Here is a 21,909-nt window from a genome sequence, read left to right on the forward strand (position 1 = left end):
GGTACAGGGAGTACCCCCTTCATCGGACCGGGTTCTGTGTGGCTGCGGCCAGGGGTGGTTTCACCCCTGGCGTGCAGCAATAACCTCGACGCATTCCTATCGTCACACCTCCAACTCCCTTCTGCGATTGCTACCCGTTCTGCGGGTGACCCCTGCCGTCTGGCACCGCTATCATCGCGTCCAGCTTTGACGGGAGAACGACATGCTCAACGGCCTCTGGCTGGGCTTTTTTCTGGTTGCCGCGGTTGCCGCCCTGGGGCGCTGGCTGATCGGTGGCGATCCTGCTGTGTTTGCGGCATTGGTAGAAAGCCTGTTCGCCATGGCGAAACTGGCCGTGGAAGTGATGATCGTGCTGTTCGGCACGTTGACCCTGTGGCTGGGCTTTCTGCGTATCGCCGAAAAGGCCGGGCTGATCGAGCTGCTGGCGCGCCTGCTCGGGCCATTGTTCCGTCGTCTGATGCCTGAAGTGCCCGCAGGCCATCCGGCGCTGGGACTGATCACACTCAATTTCGCTGCCAACGGCCTGGGGCTGGACAATGCCGCCACGCCGATTGGTCTCAAGGCGATGCGCGCATTGCAGGAACTCAACCCACTGCCAAGCGTGGCCAGCAATGCGCAGATCCTGTTTCTGGTGCTCAATACCTCCTCGTTGACCCTGTTGCCCGTATCGATCTTCATGTATCGCGTGCAGCAGGGCGCGGACGATCCGACCCTGGTGTTTCTGCCGATTCTGCTGGCCACCAGTGCCTCATCGCTGGCGGGCCTGCTGGCCGTTGCGCTGATGCAGCGGTTGCGATTGTGGGACCCGGTGGTGCTGGCCTACTTCATCCCTGGCGCGTTGCTGCTCGGTGGCTTCATGGCGCTGCTCGCCGGGCTGTCGGCGACCGCCCTGGCCTCGCTGTCGTCGTTGCTCGGCAACCTGACCCTGTTCGGCCTGATCATCGCCTTCCTGGTCGTCGGCGCGCTGCGCAAGGTGCAGGTATACGAGGCGTTCGTCGAGGGGGCGAAGGAGGGCTTCGACGTCGCCAAAAGTCTTTTGCCCTATCTGATTGCCATGCTCTGCGCCATCGGCGCGCTGCGGGCATCCGGCGCGTTGGATCTTGGTCTTGAAGGCATCCGTTGGCTGGTCGAGGCGCTGGGTTGGGATACGCGCTTCGTCGATGCCTTGCCCACGGCGCTGGTCAAGCCGTTCTCGGGCAGTGCGGCACGGGCGATGCTGATCGAAACGATGCAAAGCCAGGGTGTGGATAGCTTCCCGGCGCTGGTGGCCGCGACGGTACAGGGCAGTACCGAAACCACCTTCTATGTGCTGGCGGTGTATTTCGGTGCGGTGGGCATCCAGCGGGCGCGTCATGCGGTGGGTTGCGCGCTGGTGGCGGATCTGGCCGGGATCATCGCGGCGATCAGCGTGTGCTACTGGTTCTTCGGCTAAGCGACCGGACGCCAGGACTGCGCCGTCCAGCGCGCGGCGGCGCTAGTCAGCGATAGCATTTTCCGGACAAAGAAAAACCCCGGCCACGCTTGTGCATGGCCGGGGTTTTCAGGTGCCTGGCGCCGACGGGATCAGCGTTGCCTGCGACGCCGCTGCATCCAGACGATCAGCGCGAACAGCAGGAAGCCCGGTGCCCACATGAGCTCCTTCGGCCAGCGATCGGTCGGTGCGCGCACCGAGAGGATCTGCTGATCGAACTCCAGACCGGCCTCGGCCGCCGGGCTGCCGAAGGTGACGCTGTCGACCAGCAGTTTGCCGTCCTCTTCGTAAGTCAGCAGGCCGATCTTCTCCAGCTTCTCCTCGCCCGAGGCGCCGTCCGGGATCGCCAGCAACAGGACGAATTCGCGCGGGTCACCCACGGCGTCTTCGCCCAGCACGCGCAGGCGCAGCTGACTGTCCTCGTCGACGTTGCCCAGGGCCTCGACCAGCTGCGCCGGCGGAATCTCCTGGTAAGGGTCGTGGATCATGTCCATCCAGAATCCCGGGCGGAACAACGTGAAGGCGACCAGCAACAGCAGCACGCTTTCGTACCAGCGGCTGCGCACCAGGAAGTAGCCTTGGGTGCCAGCGGCGAACACCAGCATGGCGATGGTCGCCACGATGAAGATCAGCACGCCGTGCCAGAAGTCCACGCCGATCAGCAGCAGGTCGGTGTTGAAGATGAACAGGAACGGCAGCGCCGCGGTGCGCAGGCTGTAGTAGAAAGCCGTCACCCCGGTTCGGATCGGGTCGCCCTTGGACACAGCCGCCGCTGCGAACGAGGCCAGGCCCACTGGTGGTGTCACGTCAGCCATGATGCCGAAATAGAAGACGAACAGATGCACCGCAATCAGCGGCACGATCAGGCCGTTCTGCTGCCCCAGCGCCACGATCACCGGCGCCAGCAGGCTGGACACCACGATGTAGTTGGCGGTGGTTGGCAGGCCCATGCCGAGGATCAGGCTGAGGAACGCGGTGAGCAGCAGCATCAGCAGCAGGTTGCCCATCGACAGCAGTTCGACCAGATCGGCGAGGACCAGGCCGACGCCGGTCTGCGACACGGCACCGACGATGATGCCGGCCGCTGCGGTGGCGATACCGATGCCGATCATGTTGCGTGCGCCGGCGATCAGGCCTTCGCGCAGGTCGATCACGCCGTCCATGAAGGTGCCGTCCGGGTGGCTGCGGTCATGGCGCATCCACGACAGCAGCGGGCGCTGGGTCAGCAGGATGATCACCAGCATCACCGAGCCCCAGAAGGCCGAGAGGCCGGGCGACAGACGCTCGATCATCAGGCACCAGACCAGCACCACCACCGGCAGCAGAAAATGCAGGCCGGAGAGCAGTACCGGACGGGTTTCCGGCAGCTTTTCCAGCGGCATGTTCGGGTCTTCATGAGGCAGCGGCGGGTTGCTCGCGGCGATCTTCAGCAGGCCGAGATAGACCACTGCCAGCAGCGCGCCGATTACCCACAGCGCCGAGTCGCCGAGCAGCGGCTTGAGCCAGCCGAGGCCGTAATAGACGCCCAGGGACAAGCCGGAAATCAACGCGGCGCCGAAGACGAAGCCGATCAGACGCTGCATCCAGGGTTTGGCGACGTTGGCTCGCGGTAGGGCCTGCAAGCCGAGTTTCATCGACTCCAGATGGACGATGTAGATCAGCGCGATGTAGGAGATCAGTGCCGGCAGGAAGGCATGCTTGATCACTTCCACATAGGGAATGCCAACGTACTCGACCATCAGGAACGCCGCGGCACCCATCACCGGCGGCATGATCTGGCCGTTGACCGAGGAGGCCACTTCCACTGCGCCGGCCTTTTCTGCCGAGAAGCCGGTGCGCTTCATCATCGGGATGGTGAAGGTACCGGTGGTCACCACGTTGGCGATCGACGAACCGGAGATCAGGCCGGTCATGCCGGAGGCCACCACGGCGGCCTTGGCCGGACCGCCACGGAAATGTCCGAGCATGCTGAAAGCCAGCTGGATGAAGTAATGCCCGGCTCCGGCGCGTTCGAGCAGGGCGCCGAACAGCACGAAGAGAAAGACGAAGCTGGTGGACACGCCCAGCGCGATGCCGAAGACGCCTTCGGTGGTGATCCACTGGTGGTTGGCCAGGGCGGTGAAGCTGACGCCGCGATGGGCCAGCAGGCCAGGCATCCACGGGCCGGCGACGCTATAGACGAGAAATACCAGGGCGATGATCGCCAAGGGTGGGCCGAGCGCACGGCGCGTGGCTTCCAGCAGCAGGGGAATACCGATGCAGGCGGTCACCAGATCCATGGTGGTCAGGTTGCCGGGGCGCTGCGCCAGCTGCGAATAGGCGATGAACAGGTAGGCCGCACTGGCTGCGGCGACCAGGCCAAGGGCGATGTCGACCAGCGGTACGCGATCACGCGGCGAACGTTTGAATGCGGGGTAGGCGAGAAAGGCCAGCAACAGGGCGAACGCCAAGTGAATCGAGCGGGTTTCGGTGTCGTTGAGCACGCCGAAGCCTAGGACGAACGGCAGTGGCGAGGCGATCCACAATTGGAACAGCGACCAGAGCAACGCAAGCCCGGCGATGACTGCGGCCATCGGCCCCGCAGGTGAGCGCGCGCCGACATCCTGGGCGATCAGTTCCTCGGTGGACAGTTGTTTGTCTTGCATGAAATGAGGCCTGTTTTTTCAGGTAACGGAACCGCGAAAACCCGTGGCCAACCGGCGCACGGGTTCTCAGCGTGGCATCGCAGCGATCAGGGCCGCCTCAGCGAGGCAGCCCTGGCGAGCCTTACAACCAGCCGCGTTCCTTGTAGTAACGCTCCGCGCCTTCATGCAGAGGCGCGCTCAGGCCGACTTCGATCATCTCTTCCGGCTTCAGATCCTTGAATGCCGGATGCAGGCGCTGGAAGCGCTCGATGTTCTCGAACACCGACTTGACCAGCTGGTAGACCACTTCGGCATCGACCTTGGAAGTGGTGGACAGCACGGCCTTGCCACCGATGGACTGGGTCGCCTGGTCGTTGCCCTTGTACAGGCCGCCCGGGATCTCGGCCTTGGTGTAGTAGCTCTTCTCTTCCAGCAGCTTGTCGATCTCAGGACCGGTAATCGGCACCAGCACCGCATCGGTGGTGGTGGTCGCTTCCTGGATCGCGCCATTGGGGTGGCCGACGAAGTAGGTCATGGCATCGATGTTGTTGTCGCCCAGCGCGCTGGCCTGTTCGGCCGGCTTCAGCTCGGCGGCCAGGGAGAACACCGACTGGTCCCAGCCTTTGACCTTCATGATCTCTTCGAGGGTGTCGCGCTGGCCGGAACCGGGGTTGCCGATGTTGACGCGCTTGCCCTTGAGGTCGTCGAGGCCCTTGATGTTGGCGCTGCGGCGGGCGAGTACGGTGAAAACCTCGCTCTGCAGGGAGAAGACTGCACGGATGTCGTCCATTTTCCCTTCTTTCTCGAAGGGGGCGACGCCTTCCATTGCCTTGTACTGGTGGTCGGACTGCATGATGCCGAAGTTGAATTCGCCACTGCGCAGGCCGTTGACGTTGGCTACGCCGCCGCCGCTGGCCGGGGCGTTGCACTTGATGTTTTCCGCATTGCGGTTGACGAAGCGGCAGATCGATTGCCCGGCAACGTAATAAACGCCGGTCTGGCCGCCAGTGCCGATGGTGACGAACTTCTCTTGCGCCTGTACCACTCCGCTCAGGCCGGTTCCCGCCAGAGCAGCGGTAAAGATCCATGCCAAGGATTTGCCTTTCATGGATGCACTCCTTTTTGGTTGTTTTCGGATTCCCGGGCATCCCTTGTGAGTCTGCGCGGAACTTGAGTCTAGCAGGCGCCCGGCTCGGGAACAGCCCGAAGCTTACGGACCCGTCTATCCGATCCGTTAGTTCCGCGCCCATTGCTAGGACCGGTTCGGTTGACAGTGGTTGCGTGCAGCAGTCCCGGATTTTATTGTTCAGAAATTGTGCATGATGATTCGGTTGTACAGGATCCGTGCCCCTCAATGGCCAGAAAAACCGACCAAAGGCCTAGGACTTCAGTCGCATTGTGGGTCGTCCTGCCTGATAGCATTATGGCACCAGTCTTCAGGCATGAAGGCATGCTGCTCGGACAGGGCCAGGGGCCTGACGAACGAAGCGCCAACAGGGATCACCGCAGGAGGTGAGTCGTTGCTGGCGCTTTTTTGTGCCCCGTCGCATAACAACAAAAACGATACAGAGACCCGCTTGGCCGTCTAGAGCAGGGACATCGTCGCAAGGCGAGCAAGGCAAGGAACGCACGAAGCACTGTGGTGCATCGATCGAGACGTCCTCGGCGGAACAGAACAACCGTTCGCCTTGCTCACGAGACCCGCCATGCGCATGAATCTTCCGGTCACCGGCCGCGACGTTTCCTTCAGCGAGACCGCCAATATCCTCTCCACCACGGATCTCAACGGTGACATCACCTATGTGAATCCGGATTTCATCAAGATCAGTGGCTTCGAAGAAAGCGAGCTGATCGGTCAGCACCACAACATCGTCCGGCATCCGGACATGCCCACCGAAGCCTTCGCCGATCTGTGGGGCAGCGTCCGTGGTGGCAGGTCCTGGATGGGCATGGTGAAGAACCGCTGCAAGAACGGTGATCACTACTGGGTCAGCGCGTTCGTCACGCCGATCAGCCGCAATGGCCGGGTCATGGAATACCAGTCGGTACGGACCAAGCCGCAGCCGGCCCAGATTGCCGCCGCCGAACGGTTGTATGCGCAGTTGCGCGACAAGCGCACACCGGTCGCATTGCGCCGCAAGCCGCTGAGTGCCCGCAGTCGGGTCGCATTGTTCGCCGCGTTGGGCGCAGCGCCATGCGTCGTTGCGGGCGGCCTGCTGGGCGGCGCTGGCGTCGCCATCGCCCTGGCTACCGCAGCGGCCGCCGCCTTGGGCGCCGGTGGCTTGGCGTATCTGGCGCTGGCGCCCTTGCAGCAGCTCGCCGAACAGGCGCGCCAGGTTGGTGACAACCCGGTGGGTCAGTTGATCTACGCCGGTCGCCGTGACGAGTACGGGCAGATCGCCTTTGCCATGAAAATGCTGGAAACCGAGGCCGGCGCCATGGTCGGCCGGATCGGCGACGCCTCGCGCCAGCTCAGCCAGCATGCCCATGAGCTGCTAGGCGCAATGGACAGCAGCACGCAAAGCGCGTCCCGTCAGCAGAGCGAAACCGATCAGGTGGCTACGGCGATCAACCAGATGGCCGCCAGCGTGCAGGAAGTGGCGAACAACGCCCAGCGCACCGCCGAAGCTGCCAGCCGTGCCGATAGTGAAACCGCAACCGGCACTGAGGTGGTCAATCGTACGGGGGCCGCCATCGGCCAGCTGGCCCAGGATATCCAGCAGGCCGGCGATGTGATCCACGAGCTTGAAGCGCACAGCAACGACATCACCAAGGTGTTGGACGTGATCCGTGGCATTGCCGAGCAGACCAACCTGTTGGCGCTGAACGCGGCGATCGAAGCGGCGCGTGCCGGCGAGCAAGGCAGGGGGTTCGCCGTGGTGGCCGATGAGGTACGCAATCTGGCCTCGCGTACCCAGCAGTCGACCCAGGAAATCAACGGCATGATCGGCGCGCTGCAGGGCGGGGCGCGCCAAGCAGTAGAAGTGATGCAGCGCAGCCGTGAGCAGGCTATGCAGAGCGTCGAACACGCCGCTCAGGCGGCGCGCTCTCTGCACGGCATCAACAGCCGGGTCACTGAGATCAGTGAAATGAGCCAGCAGATCGCCGCGGCGGTCGAGCAGCAGAGTGCGGTCAGCGAGAACATCAATCAGAACATCGTGAGCATCCGCGGCGGTTCCGATCATCACGTCGCCAACGGCTTGCGCAGTCGGCAGAGCGCATCGGGTGTCGCCGAACTGGCCAACAGCATGGAGGTACTGGTGCAGCAGTTCTGGACGCGCCGACGCAGCTGATGCACGCCGCGATGCACCGCAACGGTGCATTGGCGGAGCTAGCGTGTACGCCTGAATCGACAGGCTTGTTACGGCGATCAGGCGTAGGCAAAATGCCATCAGTTTCGCATTTTGCGAAAGTTGCTTTACCGCTCAGGACAACCGGACCTGATAGCTAAGGCGCCCGCCGTGACACCCGCAAGGGATGTACCACGCCGGGCGTCTTTTTTTTTGGCTTGAAATCAGCCGGTTCACACAGACGGAACCGGCACCCAACCTGCATATGAGTGCACGAAGAACCAATGCTGAGCGAACAAACCTTGCGCGATGCCCTGGAAGAAACCATCCAGGTACTGGAGCGTACCCGCCGTTCGTTCAAGTCGCGGGAGCTTGGGCAATTGCGCCGACGCCTGATCGATCTCCTTGAACAGCTGGAAACCGATGCGGGGGAAAAGGAGGAGGACTGAACGCCGATTCGTCACACCGCTGCTACAGGATGCTGACCGCATCCATCGAGAGCGCCGCCACTAGAAGCGGCGCCAACCCAGCCTTGCGTATTCAGACCCATTTCCAAGGAAGATCTGTCTATGCGTCTCAACCTACCCGTCAGCGGCCGCGAAGTCGTCGTTGGTGACACCGCGAATATTCTCTCCACCACCGACCTGAAGGGCACGATCACCTACGCCAACCCCGATTTCGTCGCGATATCCGGATTCAGCGAAGATGAGTTGCTTGGCCAACCGCACAACATCGTGCGTCATCCGGACATGCCCGAAGCGGCCTTCGCCGATCTCTGGCAAACGCTGCAGGCCAACCGCTCGTGGATGGGCATGGTGAAGAACCGCTGCAAGAACGGTGATCACTATTGGGTGAGTGCCTTTGCCACGCCGGTCAGCCGTAACGGCAAGGTGAAGGAATATCAGTCGGTACGCACCCGCCCGCAGCCCGAGCAGATTCGCGCGGCCGAGGCGCTTTACGCGCAGCTGCGTGACGGCCGCGGCGCACCGACGCTACGCAGCAGCGTTGGTCTGCGCGAACGGCTGGCGCTGCTCGCCGCCGCTGGCGCGGCCGGTGGAGTGGTCGTGGGCACCGTGCTGGCTGCGTCGCCAATCGCTGCAACGCTGGCAGGTCTTGCGCTTGGCGGTGCTGCCGCCGTGGCGGCGGCTACGGCGCTGCTACCGTTGTCGCGCCTGGCACGGCAGGCCCGACAAGTCGGCGACAACCCGGTCAGCCAACTGATCTATACCGGACGCAGGGACGAAATCGGCCAGATCGAATTTGCCATGAAAATGCTGGAAACCGAGGCCGGTGCCATGGTCGGTCGCATCGCCGACAGTAGCCGGCAGCTCAGCGACCACGCCCGCGACCTGCTCGGTGCCATGCATGGCAGCACCCAGAGCGCCGCGCGCCAGCAGCAGGAGACTGATTTGATCGCCACTGCCATCCAGCAGATGAGCGCCAGCGTGCAGGAGGTTGCGCTGAATGCGCAGCGCACCGCCGAGGTGGCTGCGCGTGCCGACAGCGAAGCGGCCAAGGGACGTGAGGTCGTCGGCCGCACCGGCAGCAGCATCACCCGGCTGGCCGCTGATATTCAGCAGGCCGCTGAGGTCATTCACCAGCTGGAAAACCACAGTCAGGAAATCAGCCGGGTACTCGACGTGATCCACGGCATCGCCGAGCAAACCAATCTGCTGGCGCTCAACGCAGCGATCGAAGCGGCGCGCGCTGGCGAACAGGGCCGTGGCTTTGCCGTTGTCGCCGACGAGGTGCGCCAGCTGGCCTCACGCACATCCCTGGCGACTACTGATATCCAGCGGATGATCGGCTCGTTGCAGACTGGCGCCCGCGAAGCCGTGGACGTGATGCAGCGCAGCCGCGAGCAGGCGGAGCACAGTGTCAGCCATGCTGATCAGGCCGAGCATTCGCTCAGTGGGATCAACAGCCGGGTCAACGAAATCAGTGCGATGAGCAGCCAGATCGCCGCGGCCGTCGACCAGCAGAGCTCGGTCGGTGAGGAGATCAGTCAGAGCATCGTCAGCATTCGCGGTAGCTCCGACGAGCATGTCGCCAGTGGGCTGCATAGCCAGCGCAACGCAACCGGTGTTGCCCTGCTGGCCGATGGAATGCTTGAGCTGGTTCAGCAGTTCTGGACTCGCCGACGGGGCTGAAGGAAGCAGTCTGTCGCTCGGGACAGGACAGCGTGATGGCTAGGTGGCATCATGCACGCATCGGTGCTTAATTAATGGCGCCGGTTGGCTGGCACTTTGCCGGCAGTGCAAGCGCCACGAGGCTCTCTCGCATGATTCGCACCTTCTTGCTGTTGCTAGCCTGCCTGACCACCTTGCCGTGGATCGCCAGCGTGTCGGCGGCCCCGCAGACGTCCGTGCTGCAGACTCGTACCGAAGCGGCGCTGCAGGTCGGCGTGGTGGAGTATCTGCTTGGCGAGCCAGCAGCGGATTTCGTCGACATCGCGGCGGCCGATCTGCAGTGGCAGGCGTTGACCAAGCCCAATCTCGGCAAGCAGCGCGACGGTGCCTGGCTGCGCTTCACCCTGTACAACGAGGGCGCCGAGGCTAAGCGCTGGTATCTGTTGCTGAAGTGGCCGGTGCTCGACCGCGTTGCGGTACGCCTGCACTACCCGGACAGCGACCGCTGGGGCCAGCCCATGCTGGCCGGCGATGCCCTGGCATTGAGCGTTCGTCCGCTGGCCGATCACCATTTCGTCTATCCGCTCGAGCTGCCTGCGGGTGAGCCGGTGGTGGTCTATATGCAGCTGCAGGCCAGAGAAATCCTCGCCTTGCCGCTGGAGCTGATCGACGATAAGCAGCTGATCGAAGGCAAGCTGCGCGATGTCACCCTGGTCAGTCTGTTCTTCGGCGGCATCCTGGTGATCGTGCTGTACAACTGCAGCCTGCTGATCTTCACCCGCGACCGCAGCTATTTTCTCTACGTGCTCTATCTGCTGAGCGCCGTGTTCTACGTGCTGACCATCACCGGTTTCGGTCAGCTCTACCTGTGGCCGGAGATCCCCGAGCTGTCGGCGCGTTTCTATGGGCTTTCCGCGGCGCTGTGCTTCTTCACGCCGATGCTCTTCGCGCTGCGCTTTCTCGGCATCCGCCGCTACGGCGGCTGGGTCTGGGCAGTGTCCATCACGCTGACCTGCTACTGGGGGCTGGTCGCCCTGACGATCCTGCTGGCGCCGACGCTGGCGCGTTACCTGTTCATGGAAAGCGTCGCGCTGCTGCACTGCGTGCTGACCATGGCGGTGACGCTCAATCTGTGGGCGCGCGGCAACCAGTCGGCGCGGCTGTTCAGCATCGCCTGGAGCACCTTGCTGGGATTCACGGTGATCAACCTCTTGGCACTCAACGGCACCCTGCCGCTCAATGCCTGGACGCTGAATGGCCAGCTGATCGGCATGTTCACCGAATTCGTCCTGCTCTCCATGGCGCTGGCCGAACGCATCAATGTCGAACGCAATCGGCGTATCGCCGCGCAGCAGCTGGCACTGCAGGCCTCGGAAACGCTTGCCGAGGAACGTGCCCTGCACCTGCAGGCCAAGCAGGAGGCGCTGGACCTGCAGCTGCACACCAATGAGGTGCTCGAGGCGCGGGTCTATGAGCGTACCCGCGCGCTGGAGGAGGTGAGGCAGGGGCTGGAGGCCGCCAATGCCGAACTGACGCGTCTGAGCACTACCGACGCGCTGACGCAGCTGGCCAACCGCCGACGTTTCGATCGTTTGCTCGACGAGGAGATACGCCGCGCCAGACGCAGCGGCAGCCCACTGTCGGTACTGCTGGCCGATATCGATCACTTCAAGCGGGTCAACGACGGCTATGGGCATCCTTTCGGCGACGAGTGCCTGCGGCAGGTGGCGGCGGTGCTCGCCGCGCATTGCCAGCGTGCCGGTGATCTCGCGGCGCGCTATGGGGGTGAGGAGTTCGTCGTGTTGCTGCCGGCGTCCGACCAGCGCCAGGCGTTTGTGCTGGCCGAGCGGATCCGCCAGAACATCGAGCGCCTGCAGCTGCGCTACGGCGACCAGGCGGTGGCGCTGACCATCAGCCTCGGCGTCGCCACGCTGGGGCCGACCGTCGCGTCGGCAGAGGCGCTGCTGGCCACTGCGGATGCGGCGCTGTATGCCGCCAAGCACGCCGGTCGCAACCAGGTGGTCTGTGCGCCTGAGGCGGCGATCGGCGAAACCGGCGCCGGTGTCAGCCCTCAGCCGGTATGAAGCGCACCCGCACCAGCAGCCCGCCCAGCGCACCCTGATCCAGGCTGATTTGGGCGCGGTGCGCACGAACGATTTCGCCGACGATGGCCAATCCCAGGCCGGCGCCATGGCCGCCGGTATCGCGGCGGTAGAAGCGCGCGAAGACGCGGTCATGCTCGGCGACCGGAATGCCGGGGCCGTCGTCCTCCACCTCCAGCACGGCACCCTCGAGCACCCGCAGCACCACGTTGCCGCCGTTCAAGGTATGCGCCAGCGCGTTGTCCAGCAGGTTGCTCAGCAGCTCGCTGATCAGCGTCGGCTCGCCGTCGATCCACACCGGCGCCTCGGCTTCCAGGGCCAGCGCAACGCCACGCTTGTGCGCCAGCGCCGCCATTGCCAGCCCCAGCTCACGGGCCAGCTGTGACAGGTCCAGGCGCTGCGCGCCGCCTTCGGCAATGGATTGCGCACCGCTTTCGATGCGCGCCAGCGAGAGCAGCTGGTTGGCCAGATGGATGACCTTGTCGGTGCTCTGCCCGGCGTCGTCCAGAGTGCTGCGCCAGGCAAGCGGATCCGCCTCGCGCAGGCCCAGCTCGATCCGCGCTTTCAGCGCCGCCAGCGGGGTGCGCAGCTCGTGGGAGGCATCGGCGATGAAGCGTGCCTGGCGTTCGAACTGGCCGCGCAGGCGTTCGGTGAAGCCATTGAGCGCGACCACCAGCGGGCGCAGTTCGCGCTGCACGCTGACCAGCGGTAGCGGCCTGAGATCATCCGGCGCACGCTCCTGCACCGCCTCGCTGAGCCGGCCCAGCGGCCGCAGCGCGGCGCTAACCGCCAGCCACACCAGCACCAGCGCGGCAATCGCCAGCAAGCCGACCCGCCACAGGGTATCGGTGAGCAGGCTGCGCGCCATGCGTTCGCGAGCGCCAAGGGTCTCGGCCACGCGGATCTCGGCGATGCCGTTGAGCTCCGGTTCGCTTACCGGTTGCAGCAGGCTCACCAGACGCACGCCCTGGCCCTGGAACTGGCCATCGTAGAAGCGCGCCAGCGCCGGGTAATCGTCGGTGCGCGGCGTATCGGCACGCGGTGCCGGCAGGTCCTCGTAGCCGCTGACCAGGCGCCCTTCGATATCCAGCACCTGGTAGTAGATGCGCCCGGCACTGTCGTAGGCAAAGGTGTCCAGCGCCACGTAGGGCACGTTCGCGCGCAGCTTGCCATCGTTGGCCACCAGGCCATCGGCAATCGCCCTGGCCGAGGCCAATAACGTGCGGTCGTAGGCGGTGTCGGCGGCAGCGCGGCCGTTCCAGTAGGCGCTCCAGCCACTGAAAAGCAATAGCAAAGCGAGCAGGACGGCCAGCCGGCGCAGCAGCCGGGCGCGCAGGCTGCCGGCGACTTCCGGCTCAGCCATCGAGCGCCTCGAGCATGTAGCCCAGACCGCGGAAGGTAACGATGCGCACCGGCTGGCCTTCGAGCTTCTTGCGCAGACGATGAATGTAGATCTCGATGGCCTCGGCGCTGGCGTCCTCGTCCAGGCCGAATACCTGGGCGGCCAGCTGATCCTTGCTCATCACCCGGCCGGGGCGGGCGATCAGCGCCTCGAGCACGCCCTGTTCGCGGGAGGTCAGCGTCAGCGGCTCCTCGGCCAGGCTGAAGCGCCGCGCATCCAGGTCATAGACCAGCGCACCGCAGCGCTGCTGGCGTTCGCCGCCGCCGACGCTGCGCCGCAGCAGCGCCTTGACCCGCGCCTCCAGCTCGGACAGCTCGAACGGCTTGGCCAGGTAATCGTCGGCACCGAGATTGAGCCCATGCACGCGGTCGCTGACCTCGCCGCGCGCGGTCAGCATCAGCACGGGCAGGGTCTTGCCGCGTTCGCGCAGGCGCGCCAGCACCTGAAAGCCATCCAGCCGCGGCAGGCCGACGTCGAGGATCGCCAGCGCGTAATCCTCGCTGGCCAGCGCCAGATCGGCGGCGATGCCGTCCTGCAGCAGGTCCACGGTCCAGCCGGCGGCGCGCAATGCCTGCGCCACGCTTTCGGCCAGCTGGGGATGGTCCTCGACCAGAAGAATTCGCATTGCCTGTCCTCTGCGATTGCGGCGGTGCGCCAGTGTAGCGGCAGAAATTTCACGCCGCTGCTGGCTTTCGCTGCTGAAAGGCTGGCGAAAGCTTGACGGCCTAGGATCGCTCCCAGGTGGCTCGAACCACCTCGCGCGGCGCACGTCGCCGTCACAACAAAAACAATAGTGGAGATACCCCGATGCTGACTGCTGTCAGACGCTCACCCGCTCCTGCACGTCTCGCTCTCGCCGTTGCCGCCGCCTCGCTGGCGCCGCTCGCCCAGGCTGCCTTCATCGAAGACAGCAGTGCGACCCTGCAGACCCAGAACATCTACCTGAACCGCGACTTCCGCGAAGGCAGCGGCCAGTCCAAGCGTGAAGAGTGGACCCAGGGCTTCATCCTCGATGTTCAGTCCGGCTTTACCGAAGGCACGGTCGGCGTTGGCCTCGATGCCCTGGGCATGCTCGGCATCAAGCTGGATTCCGGTGGCGGCCGCACCGGCACCGACCTCTTGCCGGTACACGACGACGGCAGCACGCCGGACGAATTCAGCCGCCTGGGCCTGACCGCCAAGGCGAAGATCGCCGAAACCGAACTGCGCTACGGCTCGCACATTCCGGAGATGCCGGTGGTCAAGGCCAGCGACAGCCGCACGCTGCCGCAGGTGTTCGAAGGCGGCACCGCCACCTCCAAGGACATCGAAGGCCTGACGCTGATCGGCGGGCGCCTGGACAAGGTCATCGACCGCGCCTCGACCAACTCCCAGGACTTGCAGCTGAACAACAAGAACAGCCGCTTCGCTGGCGCTGCCGAGGCCGATCACCTGACCTTTGCCGGTGCCGAATACGCCTTCAACAAGAACCTCACCGGCCGCTACTACTACGGCGAGCTGGATGACGTGTACCGCCAGCATTTCTTCGGCCTGCTGGCGGTCAAGCCGCTGACCGACAACTCCGCGCTGAGCGCCGACCTGCGTGTGATGTTCAGCGACGACACCGGCGCGGCCAATGCCGGCAAGATCGACAACCAGGCCTGGAACGGCATGCTTGGTTACAGCCTCGGCGGGCACAAGGTCAGCCTCGGCTACCAGCAGATGCGCGGCGACACCGGCTATGCCTACATCGATGGCAGCGATCCCTTCCTGGTCAACTTCGTGCAGATCAACGACTTCGCCAATGCCGACGAGCGCTCCTGGCAGGCCCGTTACGACTACAACTTCGCCGCCATGGGCATCCCCGGCCTGACCTTCCTGACCCGTTACGTTTCCGGCGACAACGCCGAATACAACGGCGGCAGCAACGGCAGCGAGTGGGAACGCGACATCGAGCTGAAGTACGTGGTGCAGAGCGGCCCGCTGAAGAACGTCGCGGTACGCATGCGCAATGCGATGTTCCGCTCCGACTTCGCCCGCGACGCCGACGAGAACCGTTTGATCGTCAGCTACAGCCTGCCGATCTGGTAAACAGAACAAGAACGCGAGGAACACCCGATGAAAACCAGACTCAGCCGTATCGCCCTGCTGTCGTCCTGCCTGCTGCTCTCCAGTCAGCTGCTGGCCGAACCCAAGCGCCCCGAGTGCATCGCCCCGGCCAAGCCCGGCGGCGGTTTCGACCTGACCTGCAAGCTGGCCCAGAGCGGCCTGAAGGACGCCGGCCTGCTCAAGGCGCCGATGCGCGTCACCTACATGCCCGGCGGCGTCGGCGCGGTGGCCTACAACGCCGTGGTCGCCCAGCGTGCGGCGGAGGCGGGGACCATCACCGCCTTTTCCAGCGGTTCGCTGCTCAACCTCGCGCAGGGCAAGTTCGGTCGTTATGACGAAAGCGCGGTGCGCTGGCTGGCCGCGGTCGGTACCGACTACGGCGCCATCTCGGTGCGTGCCGATGCGCCTTACCAGAACCTCGACGAGCTGATCGCGGCGGTGAAGAAGGACCCGGGCAGCGTGGTGTTCGGTGCCGGCGCCACCATCGGTGGGCAGGACTGGATGCAGACCGCGCTGATCGCCCGCGCCGCCGGGGTCGATCCGCAGAAGCTGCGTTACGTCGCCTTCGAGGGCGGCGGCGAGACGCTCACCGCCATGCTCGGCGGCCACGTGCAGGTCACTTCCAGTGGCCTCGGCGAAGTCACCCCGCAGCTCGACGCCGGCAAGATCCGCATCCTCGCCGTGCTCTCCGATGAGCGCCTGCCGGGCAAGCTGAACGGCATCCCCACCGCCAAGGAGCAGGGCTACGACATCAGCTGGCCGGTGATTCGCGGCTTCTACATGGGGCCGGAAGTCTCCGACGAGGATTTCAACTGGTGGAAGACCCAGTTCGACACGCTGCTCGGTGACGAGGACTTCGCCAAGCTGCGCGAGCAGCGCGACCTGTTCCCGCTGTCGATGACCGGCGATGAGCTCAAAGCCTTCGTCGAGAAGCAGGTGCAGGACTACAAGGCACTGGCCGGCGAGTTCGGTCTGGTCAAGTAACGCGAACCGGCCCGCGCCCGCGGGTCGTACGGCTGGCCCGGCAGCTGCCGGGTCGCCGAATCCCTGAGGTATCCCGTCATGTACGTACGTGTCTTCGCCGCGGTGTGGCTGCTCGCCTGCGCCGGCCTCGCCCTGCTCGCCTGGGGCTTCGAGGCGCCCTTCGCCTACGACCCGGTCGGGCCGCGCGCCTATCCGCTGCTGCTGCTGTTTCTGATGTTTTGCGGCGCGCTGTGGTTGCTGATCAAGCCGCACGGCGAGCCGACGCCGGCGTTCGATCGTGCCAAGGCCCAGCGGGCGGTGCTCTGCGTGCTGGCGCTGCTGACCTATGCGCTGCTGTTCGAAATCCTCGGTTTCGTCATCAGCACTGCCCTGGCCGGCTTCGCCCTTGGCCTGCTGTTCAACGGTCGCCTGTGGCCCAGCCTGATCAGCGGCGCGCTGCTTGGCGTGCTGCTCTACGGGCTGTTCGATTACCTGCTGGACGTGCCGCTGCCGCTTGGCCTGCTGCGTCTGCTGGAGAGCTGAAATGGAAACACTGAATTTCTTGATGCAGGGCTTCGACGTCGCCACCCGGCCGACCAACCTGCTGGTGGCGCTGTTCGGGGCGTTCGTCGGTACCATCGTCGGCCTCTTGCCCGGCCTCGGCCCGATCAACGGCGTGGCGCTGCTGCTGCCGCTGGCCTTCGCCCTCGGCCTGCCGCCGGAAACCGCGCTGATCCTGCTCGCTGCGGTGTACCTGGGCTGCGAATACGGCGGGCGCATCTCGGCGATCCTGCTCAACGTGCCGGGTGACGCCGCCGCGGTAATGACCACCCTCGACGGCTACCCGCTGGCGCGCCAGGGCAAGGCTGGCATCGCCCTGTCGCTGTCGGCGGTCAGTTCGTTCGTCGGCAGCACCATCGCCACCTGCGGCGTGGTCCTGTTCGCTCCGCTGCTGGCCAAGTGGGCGGTGGCCTTCGGCCCGGCGGAATACTTCGTGCTGATGATCTTCGCCATCGCCTGCCTTGGCGGCATGGTCGGCGACAAGCCGGTGAAGACCCTGATGGCCGCGCTGATGGGCCTGGCGCTGGCCACCGTCGGTGTCGATTCGACCACGGGCGTGTACCGCTTCACCTTCGGCAGCGTCAGCCTGTCCGACGGCATCCAATTCGTCATCGTGGTGATCGGCTTCTTCAGCGTCAGCGAGATCCTGCTGATGCTGGAGAAAACCCACAGCGGGCAGAAGGCGGTGAAGGCCAGTGGCCGGCTGCTGTTCAACTTCAAGGAGTTCTGCCTGACCTTCTGGACCATGGTGCGCAGCGCCGTGGCCGGCTTCGTCATCGGCACCCTGCCGGGCGCCGGGGCGACCATCGCCAGCGCCATGACCTACATGAGCGAGAAGCGCATGGCCGGCGACAAGGGCCGCTTCGGCGATGGCGATCTGCGCGGCCTGGCGGCACCGGAAGCGGCCAACAACGCCTCGGCCTGCGGTTCGCTGATCCCCATGCTGACCCTCGGCGTGCCGGGTTCTGGCACCACCGCGGTGATGATCGGCGCGCTGACGCTGTACAACATCACCCCAGGCCCGCTGCTGTTCGAACAACAGCCGGACGTGGTCTGGGGCCTGATCGCCTCGCTGTTCATCGGCAACGTGATCCTGCTGGTGATGAACATCCCGCTGGTCGGTCTGTTCTCGCGCATGCTCAGCGTGCCGAACTGGGTGCTGGTACCGACGATCACGGTGATCAGCATGGTCGGCGTGTATTCGGTGCACAGCACGGTGTTCGATCTGGTGCTGATGGTCGGCCTCGGCGTGTTCGGCTACCTCTTGCGCAAGCTGGACTTCCCGCTGTCGGCGCTGATTCTCGGCTTCGTCCTCGGCGAGATGATGGAAGACAACCTGCGCCGTGCGCTGTCGATCTCCAACGGTGAGCTGGGCATCCTCTATGGCAGCCCGATCACCCTGGCGCTGTGGGCGCTGACCGTGGCGATGCTGGCCATGCCGGGACTGCGCTGGTACCTCAAGCGCCGTCGCGGCAACGTGGTCGAGGCGCAGGCCTGATATGCGCCAGCGGCTGCCGGCCTGGTGGGCGACGCCGCTGATCGGTGCGCTCGGCGGCTGGCTGGCGAGCTTTGCCAACTGGCCGCTGCCGTGGATGGTCGGTTCGCTGCTGGCGGTGATCGCGGTGCGCTGCAGCGGCTGGCTGGTGAGCGAAGTACCGCGCGGCCGGCAGGTCGGGCAATGGATCGTCGCCAGCGCCATCGGCCTGCATTTCACCGGTGAGGTGATGCGCGAGGTGCTGGCGCATTTCGGCGTGATCCTCGCCGGCGCCGTCGGCACCCTGCTGCTGGGGCTGATCGGCATCGTCATCCTGCTGCGCAGCGGCACCGACCGCGCCACTGCGTTCTTCGCCAGCATGCCGGGCGGCGCCAGCGAGATGGTGGTGCTGGCCAACCGGCACCGGGCCGAGGCGGCCAGCGTGGCAGCGGCGCACAGCCTGCGCCTGCTGCTGGTGGTGCTAATCGTGCCGGCGTTGTTCACCTGGGGGTTGCCGACCGTCGCGGCGCCGCCCGCGGCCCCGGTGAGCTGGCCCTGGCTCACCGTGCTACTGCCAGGCGGTGGCCTGCTGGCGCTGCTCTGGAAGCGTCTCGGCCAGCCCAACCCCTGGATGCTCGGCCCGTTGACCGCCTGCGCGCTGGCCAGCGTGGCGTTCGACCTGCATATCGGCCTGCCGGGCTGGGCCGGCGCGCTCGGCCAGTGGTTGATCGGCTGTTCGCTGGCCTGTCATTTCGATCGGCCTTTCTTCCGCAGCGCGCCGGCCTTCCTGTTGCGCATCCTGCTGTTCACCCTGCTGGCCATGCTGGTCGCTGCCGCGCTGGGCGGCGCGCTGGGTTGGCTGACGGCGCTGGACGAGGTGTCGCTGATGCTCGGCATGATGCCCGGCGGCATCACCGAGCTGTGCCTGACCGCCGAAGCCCTGCAGCTGTCGGTGGCGCTGGTCACCGCGGTGCAGGTGCTCAGGCTGTTTCTGGTGATGTTTCTGGCCGAGCCGCTGTTCCGGGCGTGGCAGCGGCGAAGCCCGCCGCGTTAGGCCGGCTTGCCCGGCAGATGCTGCTCGTTGGCAGTGACATGGCGTGGATTGTCTGTCGAGACGCGTGGCTTGCTACCGCCCGGGCCTTCCAGCGCCGGATAGGCGGCGCTGCAGAACAGCGAATTGAGGCGTTTCATATCGGCGATCAGCTCCAGATGTGCGGCGCTGGTCTCGATGCTTTCCACTACCTGCTGATGCAGGCGCTGCACGTGGGAGTGCGCCAGCTCGCGCTCCAGCTTGCGGAACTGGCGCTTCTGCTGCAGCAGCTGGCGCGCGCTGTGGGAATCGCCGGAGATGAACACCGACAACCCTAGTTGCAGGTTGGTGGTGAGCTGGCCGTGCAGCTGGCCAAGCTCTTCCAGCCCGCTATCGGAGAACGAGCGACGTTTGGCGGTCTTGAGGTTCTGCACCTTGCTGGCCATGTGCTCGATGATGTCGCCGGCCTGCTCTAGGTTGATCGCCAGCTCAATGATCTCCGCCCAGCGCCGGCCTTCCTGCTCGGCTAGATCCTCGCGGGGCATCTGCGCCAGGTAGAGCTTGACCCCGCTGTAGAGCGCATCGACGTCGTCGTCCAGCCGGCGGATCTCCTCGCCCGGTTCGGCTCGGTCCTCGCGGAGCACCTCCAGTAGGCGCGCCAGCATCAGCTCCACCATATCGCCGATGCGCAGGGTTTCGCGGACCGCGTTGGCCAGCGCCAGGCTTGGGGTTTCCAGCGCCGCGAGGTCGAGGTGCCGCGGCTGCGCCACGCCGTTATCCAGCGCGCGCTCCGGCAGCAGGTATTCGCATAGCCGGCTCATGGGCTGCACGGTGGGCAGCAGGATCAGGCAGCGCAGGCTGTTGTAGACCAGATGGAAGCCGATCACCTGGGTCTGCGCGCTGTAGCCGAGGGTGTCCATCCAGGCCACCAGCGGCACCAGGAAAGGCAGCACGATGAGGCCGGCGAGCTTGTACAGCAGGTTGCCCAGCGCCACCCGCCGCGCCGAGGCCGGCTGCAGGCTGGCGTTGAACCAGGCGAGCAGGCCGCTGCCGATGTTGGCGCCGATCACCAGACCGAGCGCCACGGGCAGGCTGATCAGGCCGGCGCCGGCCAGCGTCGAGGTCAGCAGTACGGCGGCGAGGCTGGAATACGAGAGCACGGCGAACAGCGCACCCACCAGCACCGCGAGCAGGGTGTCGCCGGCCAGCGAAGAGAACAGCACCTGCATGCCGCGTGCCTCGGTAATCGGCTCGGCGGCGTGCACGATCAATTGCAAGGCGAGGATGATCAGCCCGAGGCCGATCAGCACGCGACCGATCTGGCCGCTGCGGCTCTGCTTACGTGAGAGGAACAGGCTTACGCCAACCAGGGTCAGCAGCGGCGACAACCAGGACAGGTCGAGGGTCAGTACGCGGGCCATCAGCGCGGTGCCGACATCCGCGCCGAGCATGATCGCCAGCGCAGTGGGCAGCGCCATCAGGCCTTGGGCAACGAAGGAGATGGCCAGTAGCGCGGTGGCATTGCTGCTCTGCACCAGCGCGGTGACGCCGATGCCGGCGCCGAACGCCAGCGGCGCATTGCCCATGCTCTGGCCGAGCATGCGCCGCAGGTGCGAGCCATACACCCGCATGATCCCGGTACGCACGATATGCGTACCCCAGACCAGCAGGGCAATGGACGACAGCAGGTGCAGCAGGGTCAGCATCGGTCGGGCTCCTGCCCCGGCGAGCAGCAACGACGAAAGTCTGCGTCGCAAGGACGCAGCGCTTTACCGGGGATACTCGATTGACCCTGGCCCGCCGGCCCCGTTCACCGAAACGTCATAAAGCCCGTTTCGCCCGATCCTCAGGGACGGGTGTAGTAGCCGACACCGAGCAGTACGTCGTCGACCCGCTGGATCAGCGTGTGCTTCTGCTCGACCGCGTTGGTCGCCGGGTTGCGCCAGACGTAGTCGACGCTGCCGGAGCCCTGCTTGCGGGCCAGCTCGATCATTTCCTTGAACAGCGGCTTGCCGGCGGCATCATTGACGTTGCGTACATCGACACCTACCAGGTTCGGCGAGCTGCCGCTGGCGCGATAGCGACCGTCGTCCAGACCGATGACGAAGACGTACTCGTCGTTGAAGACGAAGCCGCCACGCGGATCGTTGAAGTTGCGGAAGGCTGCCTCGGCGCCCTTGTCCTTGACCTGCTGCACGGCGCGATCGAGCAGCGCCTTGGCATGCTCGGCGGTAGCGCGCGGGATGTAGTAGCCGACGCAGAGCACGTGGTCGCCGACCTTGCGGAACTGGCTGAGCTTGTTCTCGACCTTGTTGTCGGCGGGGTTGAGCCACTTGTACTCGACTTCGCCGCTGTCCTGCTTGGCCGACTTGTCGAGAATTTCGCGCATGAACGATTTGCCGGCGGCATCCTTGAGCTCAGCGACGTTCAGTCCGACCAGGCTGGCGGAAGGGCCGCTGCTGGCCTGCATGGTGCCGTCCTCGCCGAGCACGAAGATGTAGTACTGGCCGTGAACGAATTCGCCGTTGCGGTCGTTGAAGGCGGCCAGTGCCTGCTCCGGGCCCTTGGCCTGGAAGGTCAGCACGGCGCTGTCGAGCAGGGCGCGTGCCTGGCTGGCGTGGCTGCGCTCCACCGAGCCGAGCGTCCGCTGCTGGGCTGGCTCCTGTGCGTGCAGCAGCAGCGGCACGGCGCCCAGCGTGGCAGATAGAGAGAGGGCGAGCAGCTTCTTGCGGTTCCGGTTCATGAACGACTCCTGACCTGATGGCGGGCGACTAA

At 65.3% G+C, this 21,909-nt stretch carries 16 protein-coding genes; 10 read left to right on the forward strand and 6 right to left on the reverse strand.

Annotation, left to right across the window (positions count from 1 at the left end):
• Positions 1 to 202 precede the first annotated feature (202 nt).
• Positions 203 to 1,432 (forward strand): nucleoside recognition domain-containing protein, encoded by a 1,230-nt coding sequence (locus PSEST_RS00970; protein WP_015275209.1) that lies wholly within the window; start codon positions 203 to 205, stop codon positions 1,430 to 1,432.
• 131 nt (positions 1,433 to 1,563) lie between these two features.
• Here the strand turns inward: PSEST_RS00970 and PSEST_RS00975 are convergent, their stop codons facing one another.
• Both PSEST_RS00975 and PSEST_RS00980 read right to left on the reverse strand, forming a co-directional pair.
• Complete coding sequence (locus PSEST_RS00975; RefSeq protein ID WP_015275210.1) at positions 1,564 to 4,116, reverse strand: TRAP transporter permease; 2,553 nt, start codon at positions 4,114 to 4,116, stop codon at positions 1,564 to 1,566.
• 121 nt (positions 4,117 to 4,237) lie between these two features.
• Positions 4,238 to 5,203, reverse strand: a complete 966-nt coding sequence (locus tag PSEST_RS00980; protein WP_015275211.1) for a TAXI family TRAP transporter solute-binding subunit — start codon at positions 5,201 to 5,203, stop codon at positions 4,238 to 4,240.
• A gap of 598 nt (positions 5,204 to 5,801) precedes the next feature.
• Here PSEST_RS00980 and PSEST_RS00985 point away from each other — a divergent pair.
• From PSEST_RS00985 to PSEST_RS00995, 4 genes are all read left to right on the forward strand, one after another.
• On the forward strand, positions 5,802 to 7,388 hold the full coding sequence (locus tag PSEST_RS00985) for a PAS domain-containing methyl-accepting chemotaxis protein (protein WP_015275212.1): 1,587 nt from the start codon (positions 5,802 to 5,804) through the stop codon (positions 7,386 to 7,388).
• A gap of 281 nt (positions 7,389 to 7,669) precedes the next feature.
• Positions 7,670 to 7,834: a hypothetical protein gene (locus PSEST_RS22240; protein WP_015275213.1), complete on the forward strand. Its 165-nt coding sequence runs from the start codon at positions 7,670 to 7,672 to the stop codon at positions 7,832 to 7,834.
• 120 nt (positions 7,835 to 7,954) lie between these two features.
• Positions 7,955 to 9,535 carry a PAS domain-containing methyl-accepting chemotaxis protein gene (locus tag PSEST_RS00990; RefSeq protein WP_015275214.1) on the forward strand — a complete coding sequence of 527 codons (1,581 nt, stop codon included), beginning with the start codon at positions 7,955 to 7,957 and terminating at the stop codon, positions 9,533 to 9,535.
• 131 nt (positions 9,536 to 9,666) lie between these two features.
• Entirely contained in the window at positions 9,667 to 11,598 is a 1,932-nt protein-coding gene (locus tag PSEST_RS00995; RefSeq protein WP_015275215.1) for a sensor domain-containing diguanylate cyclase, read from the forward strand.
• Here PSEST_RS00995 and PSEST_RS01000 read toward each other — a convergent pair.
• Both PSEST_RS01000 and PSEST_RS01005 read right to left on the reverse strand, forming a co-directional pair.
• Positions 11,579 to 12,979: a sensor histidine kinase gene (locus PSEST_RS01000; protein WP_015275216.1), complete on the reverse strand. Its 1,401-nt coding sequence runs from the start codon at positions 12,977 to 12,979 to the stop codon at positions 11,579 to 11,581. The genes PSEST_RS00995 and PSEST_RS01000 overlap by 20 nt on opposite strands.
• On the reverse strand, positions 12,972 to 13,643 hold the full coding sequence (locus PSEST_RS01005; protein WP_015275217.1) for a response regulator: 672 nt from the start codon (positions 13,641 to 13,643) through the stop codon (positions 12,972 to 12,974). The genes PSEST_RS01000 and PSEST_RS01005 overlap by 8 nt, the downstream gene beginning before the upstream one ends.
• Before the next feature lie 182 nt (positions 13,644 to 13,825).
• On the opposite strand from PSEST_RS01005, the gene PSEST_RS01010 reads away from it, so the two are divergent.
• The 5 genes from PSEST_RS01010 (at position 13,826) to PSEST_RS01030 (ending at position 19,158) form a co-directional block, all read left to right on the forward strand.
• Positions 13,826 to 15,088: an OprD family porin gene (locus PSEST_RS01010; protein WP_015275218.1), complete on the forward strand. Its 1,263-nt coding sequence runs from the start codon at positions 13,826 to 13,828 to the stop codon at positions 15,086 to 15,088.
• A gap of 27 nt (positions 15,089 to 15,115) precedes the next feature.
• Positions 15,116 to 16,090 carry a tripartite tricarboxylate transporter substrate binding protein gene (locus PSEST_RS01015; RefSeq protein WP_015275219.1) on the forward strand — a complete coding sequence of 325 codons (975 nt, stop codon included), beginning with the start codon at positions 15,116 to 15,118 and terminating at the stop codon, positions 16,088 to 16,090.
• A gap of 78 nt (positions 16,091 to 16,168) precedes the next feature.
• Positions 16,169 to 16,612 carry a tripartite tricarboxylate transporter TctB family protein gene (locus PSEST_RS01020; RefSeq protein ID WP_015275220.1) on the forward strand — a complete coding sequence of 148 codons (444 nt, stop codon included), beginning with the start codon at positions 16,169 to 16,171 and terminating at the stop codon, positions 16,610 to 16,612.
• 1 nt (position 16,613) lies between these two features.
• Entirely contained in the window at positions 16,614 to 18,128 is a 1,515-nt protein-coding gene (locus PSEST_RS01025; RefSeq protein WP_015275221.1) for a tripartite tricarboxylate transporter permease, read from the forward strand.
• 1 nt (position 18,129) lies between these two features.
• Positions 18,130 to 19,158, forward strand: a complete 1,029-nt coding sequence (locus PSEST_RS01030; RefSeq protein WP_015275222.1) for an AbrB family transcriptional regulator — start codon at positions 18,130 to 18,132, stop codon at positions 19,156 to 19,158.
• Here PSEST_RS01030 and PSEST_RS01035 read toward each other — a convergent pair.
• Positions 19,155 to 20,840: a Na/Pi cotransporter family protein gene (locus PSEST_RS01035; protein WP_015275223.1), complete on the reverse strand. Its 1,686-nt coding sequence runs from the start codon at positions 20,838 to 20,840 to the stop codon at positions 19,155 to 19,157. The two genes, PSEST_RS01030 and PSEST_RS01035, sit on opposite strands and share 4 nt — an antisense overlap.
• A 140-nt stretch (positions 20,841 to 20,980) precedes the next feature.
• Entirely contained in the window at positions 20,981 to 21,877 is an 897-nt protein-coding gene (locus tag PSEST_RS01040; protein WP_015275224.1) for a cache domain-containing protein, read from the reverse strand.
• Positions 21,878 to 21,909 lie beyond the last annotated feature (32 nt).

The sequence above is a fragment of the Stutzerimonas stutzeri RCH2 genome, from assembly GCF_000327065.1.
In the GTDB taxonomy this organism is placed as follows: Bacteria; Pseudomonadota; Gammaproteobacteria; order Pseudomonadales; family Pseudomonadaceae; genus Stutzerimonas; species Stutzerimonas stutzeri_AE.

Excerpts from the sequence above, each read along its gene's own strand:
- PSEST_RS00970 (WP_015275209.1), top strand. The coding sequence starts at position 203 with ATGCTCAACGGCCTCTGGCTGGGCTTTTTTCTGGTTGCCGCGGTTGCC.
- PSEST_RS00975 (WP_015275210.1), bottom strand. The coding sequence starts at position 4,116 with ATGCAAGACAAACAACTGTCCACCGAGGAACTGATCGCCCAGGATGTC.
- PSEST_RS00980 (WP_015275211.1), bottom strand. The coding sequence starts at position 5,203 with ATGAAAGGCAAATCCTTGGCATGGATCTTTACCGCTGCTCTGGCGGGA.
- PSEST_RS00985 (WP_015275212.1), top strand. The coding sequence starts at position 5,802 with ATGCGCATGAATCTTCCGGTCACCGGCCGCGACGTTTCCTTCAGCGAG.
- PSEST_RS22240 (WP_015275213.1), top strand. The coding sequence starts at position 7,670 with ATGCTGAGCGAACAAACCTTGCGCGATGCCCTGGAAGAAACCATCCAG.
- PSEST_RS00990 (WP_015275214.1), top strand. The coding sequence starts at position 7,955 with ATGCGTCTCAACCTACCCGTCAGCGGCCGCGAAGTCGTCGTTGGTGAC.
- PSEST_RS00995 (WP_015275215.1), top strand. The coding sequence starts at position 9,667 with ATGATTCGCACCTTCTTGCTGTTGCTAGCCTGCCTGACCACCTTGCCG.
- PSEST_RS01000 (WP_015275216.1), bottom strand. The coding sequence starts at position 12,979 with ATGGCTGAGCCGGAAGTCGCCGGCAGCCTGCGCGCCCGGCTGCTGCGC.
- PSEST_RS01005 (WP_015275217.1), bottom strand. The coding sequence starts at position 13,643 with ATGCGAATTCTTCTGGTCGAGGACCATCCCCAGCTGGCCGAAAGCGTG.
- PSEST_RS01010 (WP_015275218.1), top strand. The coding sequence starts at position 13,826 with ATGCTGACTGCTGTCAGACGCTCACCCGCTCCTGCACGTCTCGCTCTC.
- PSEST_RS01015 (WP_015275219.1), top strand. The coding sequence starts at position 15,116 with ATGAAAACCAGACTCAGCCGTATCGCCCTGCTGTCGTCCTGCCTGCTG.
- PSEST_RS01020 (WP_015275220.1), top strand. The coding sequence starts at position 16,169 with ATGTACGTACGTGTCTTCGCCGCGGTGTGGCTGCTCGCCTGCGCCGGC.
- PSEST_RS01025 (WP_015275221.1), top strand. The coding sequence starts at position 16,614 with ATGGAAACACTGAATTTCTTGATGCAGGGCTTCGACGTCGCCACCCGG.
- PSEST_RS01030 (WP_015275222.1), top strand. The coding sequence starts at position 18,130 with ATGCGCCAGCGGCTGCCGGCCTGGTGGGCGACGCCGCTGATCGGTGCG.
- PSEST_RS01035 (WP_015275223.1), bottom strand. The coding sequence starts at position 20,840 with ATGCTGACCCTGCTGCACCTGCTGTCGTCCATTGCCCTGCTGGTCTGG.
- PSEST_RS01040 (WP_015275224.1), bottom strand. The coding sequence starts at position 21,877 with ATGAACCGGAACCGCAAGAAGCTGCTCGCCCTCTCTCTATCTGCCACG.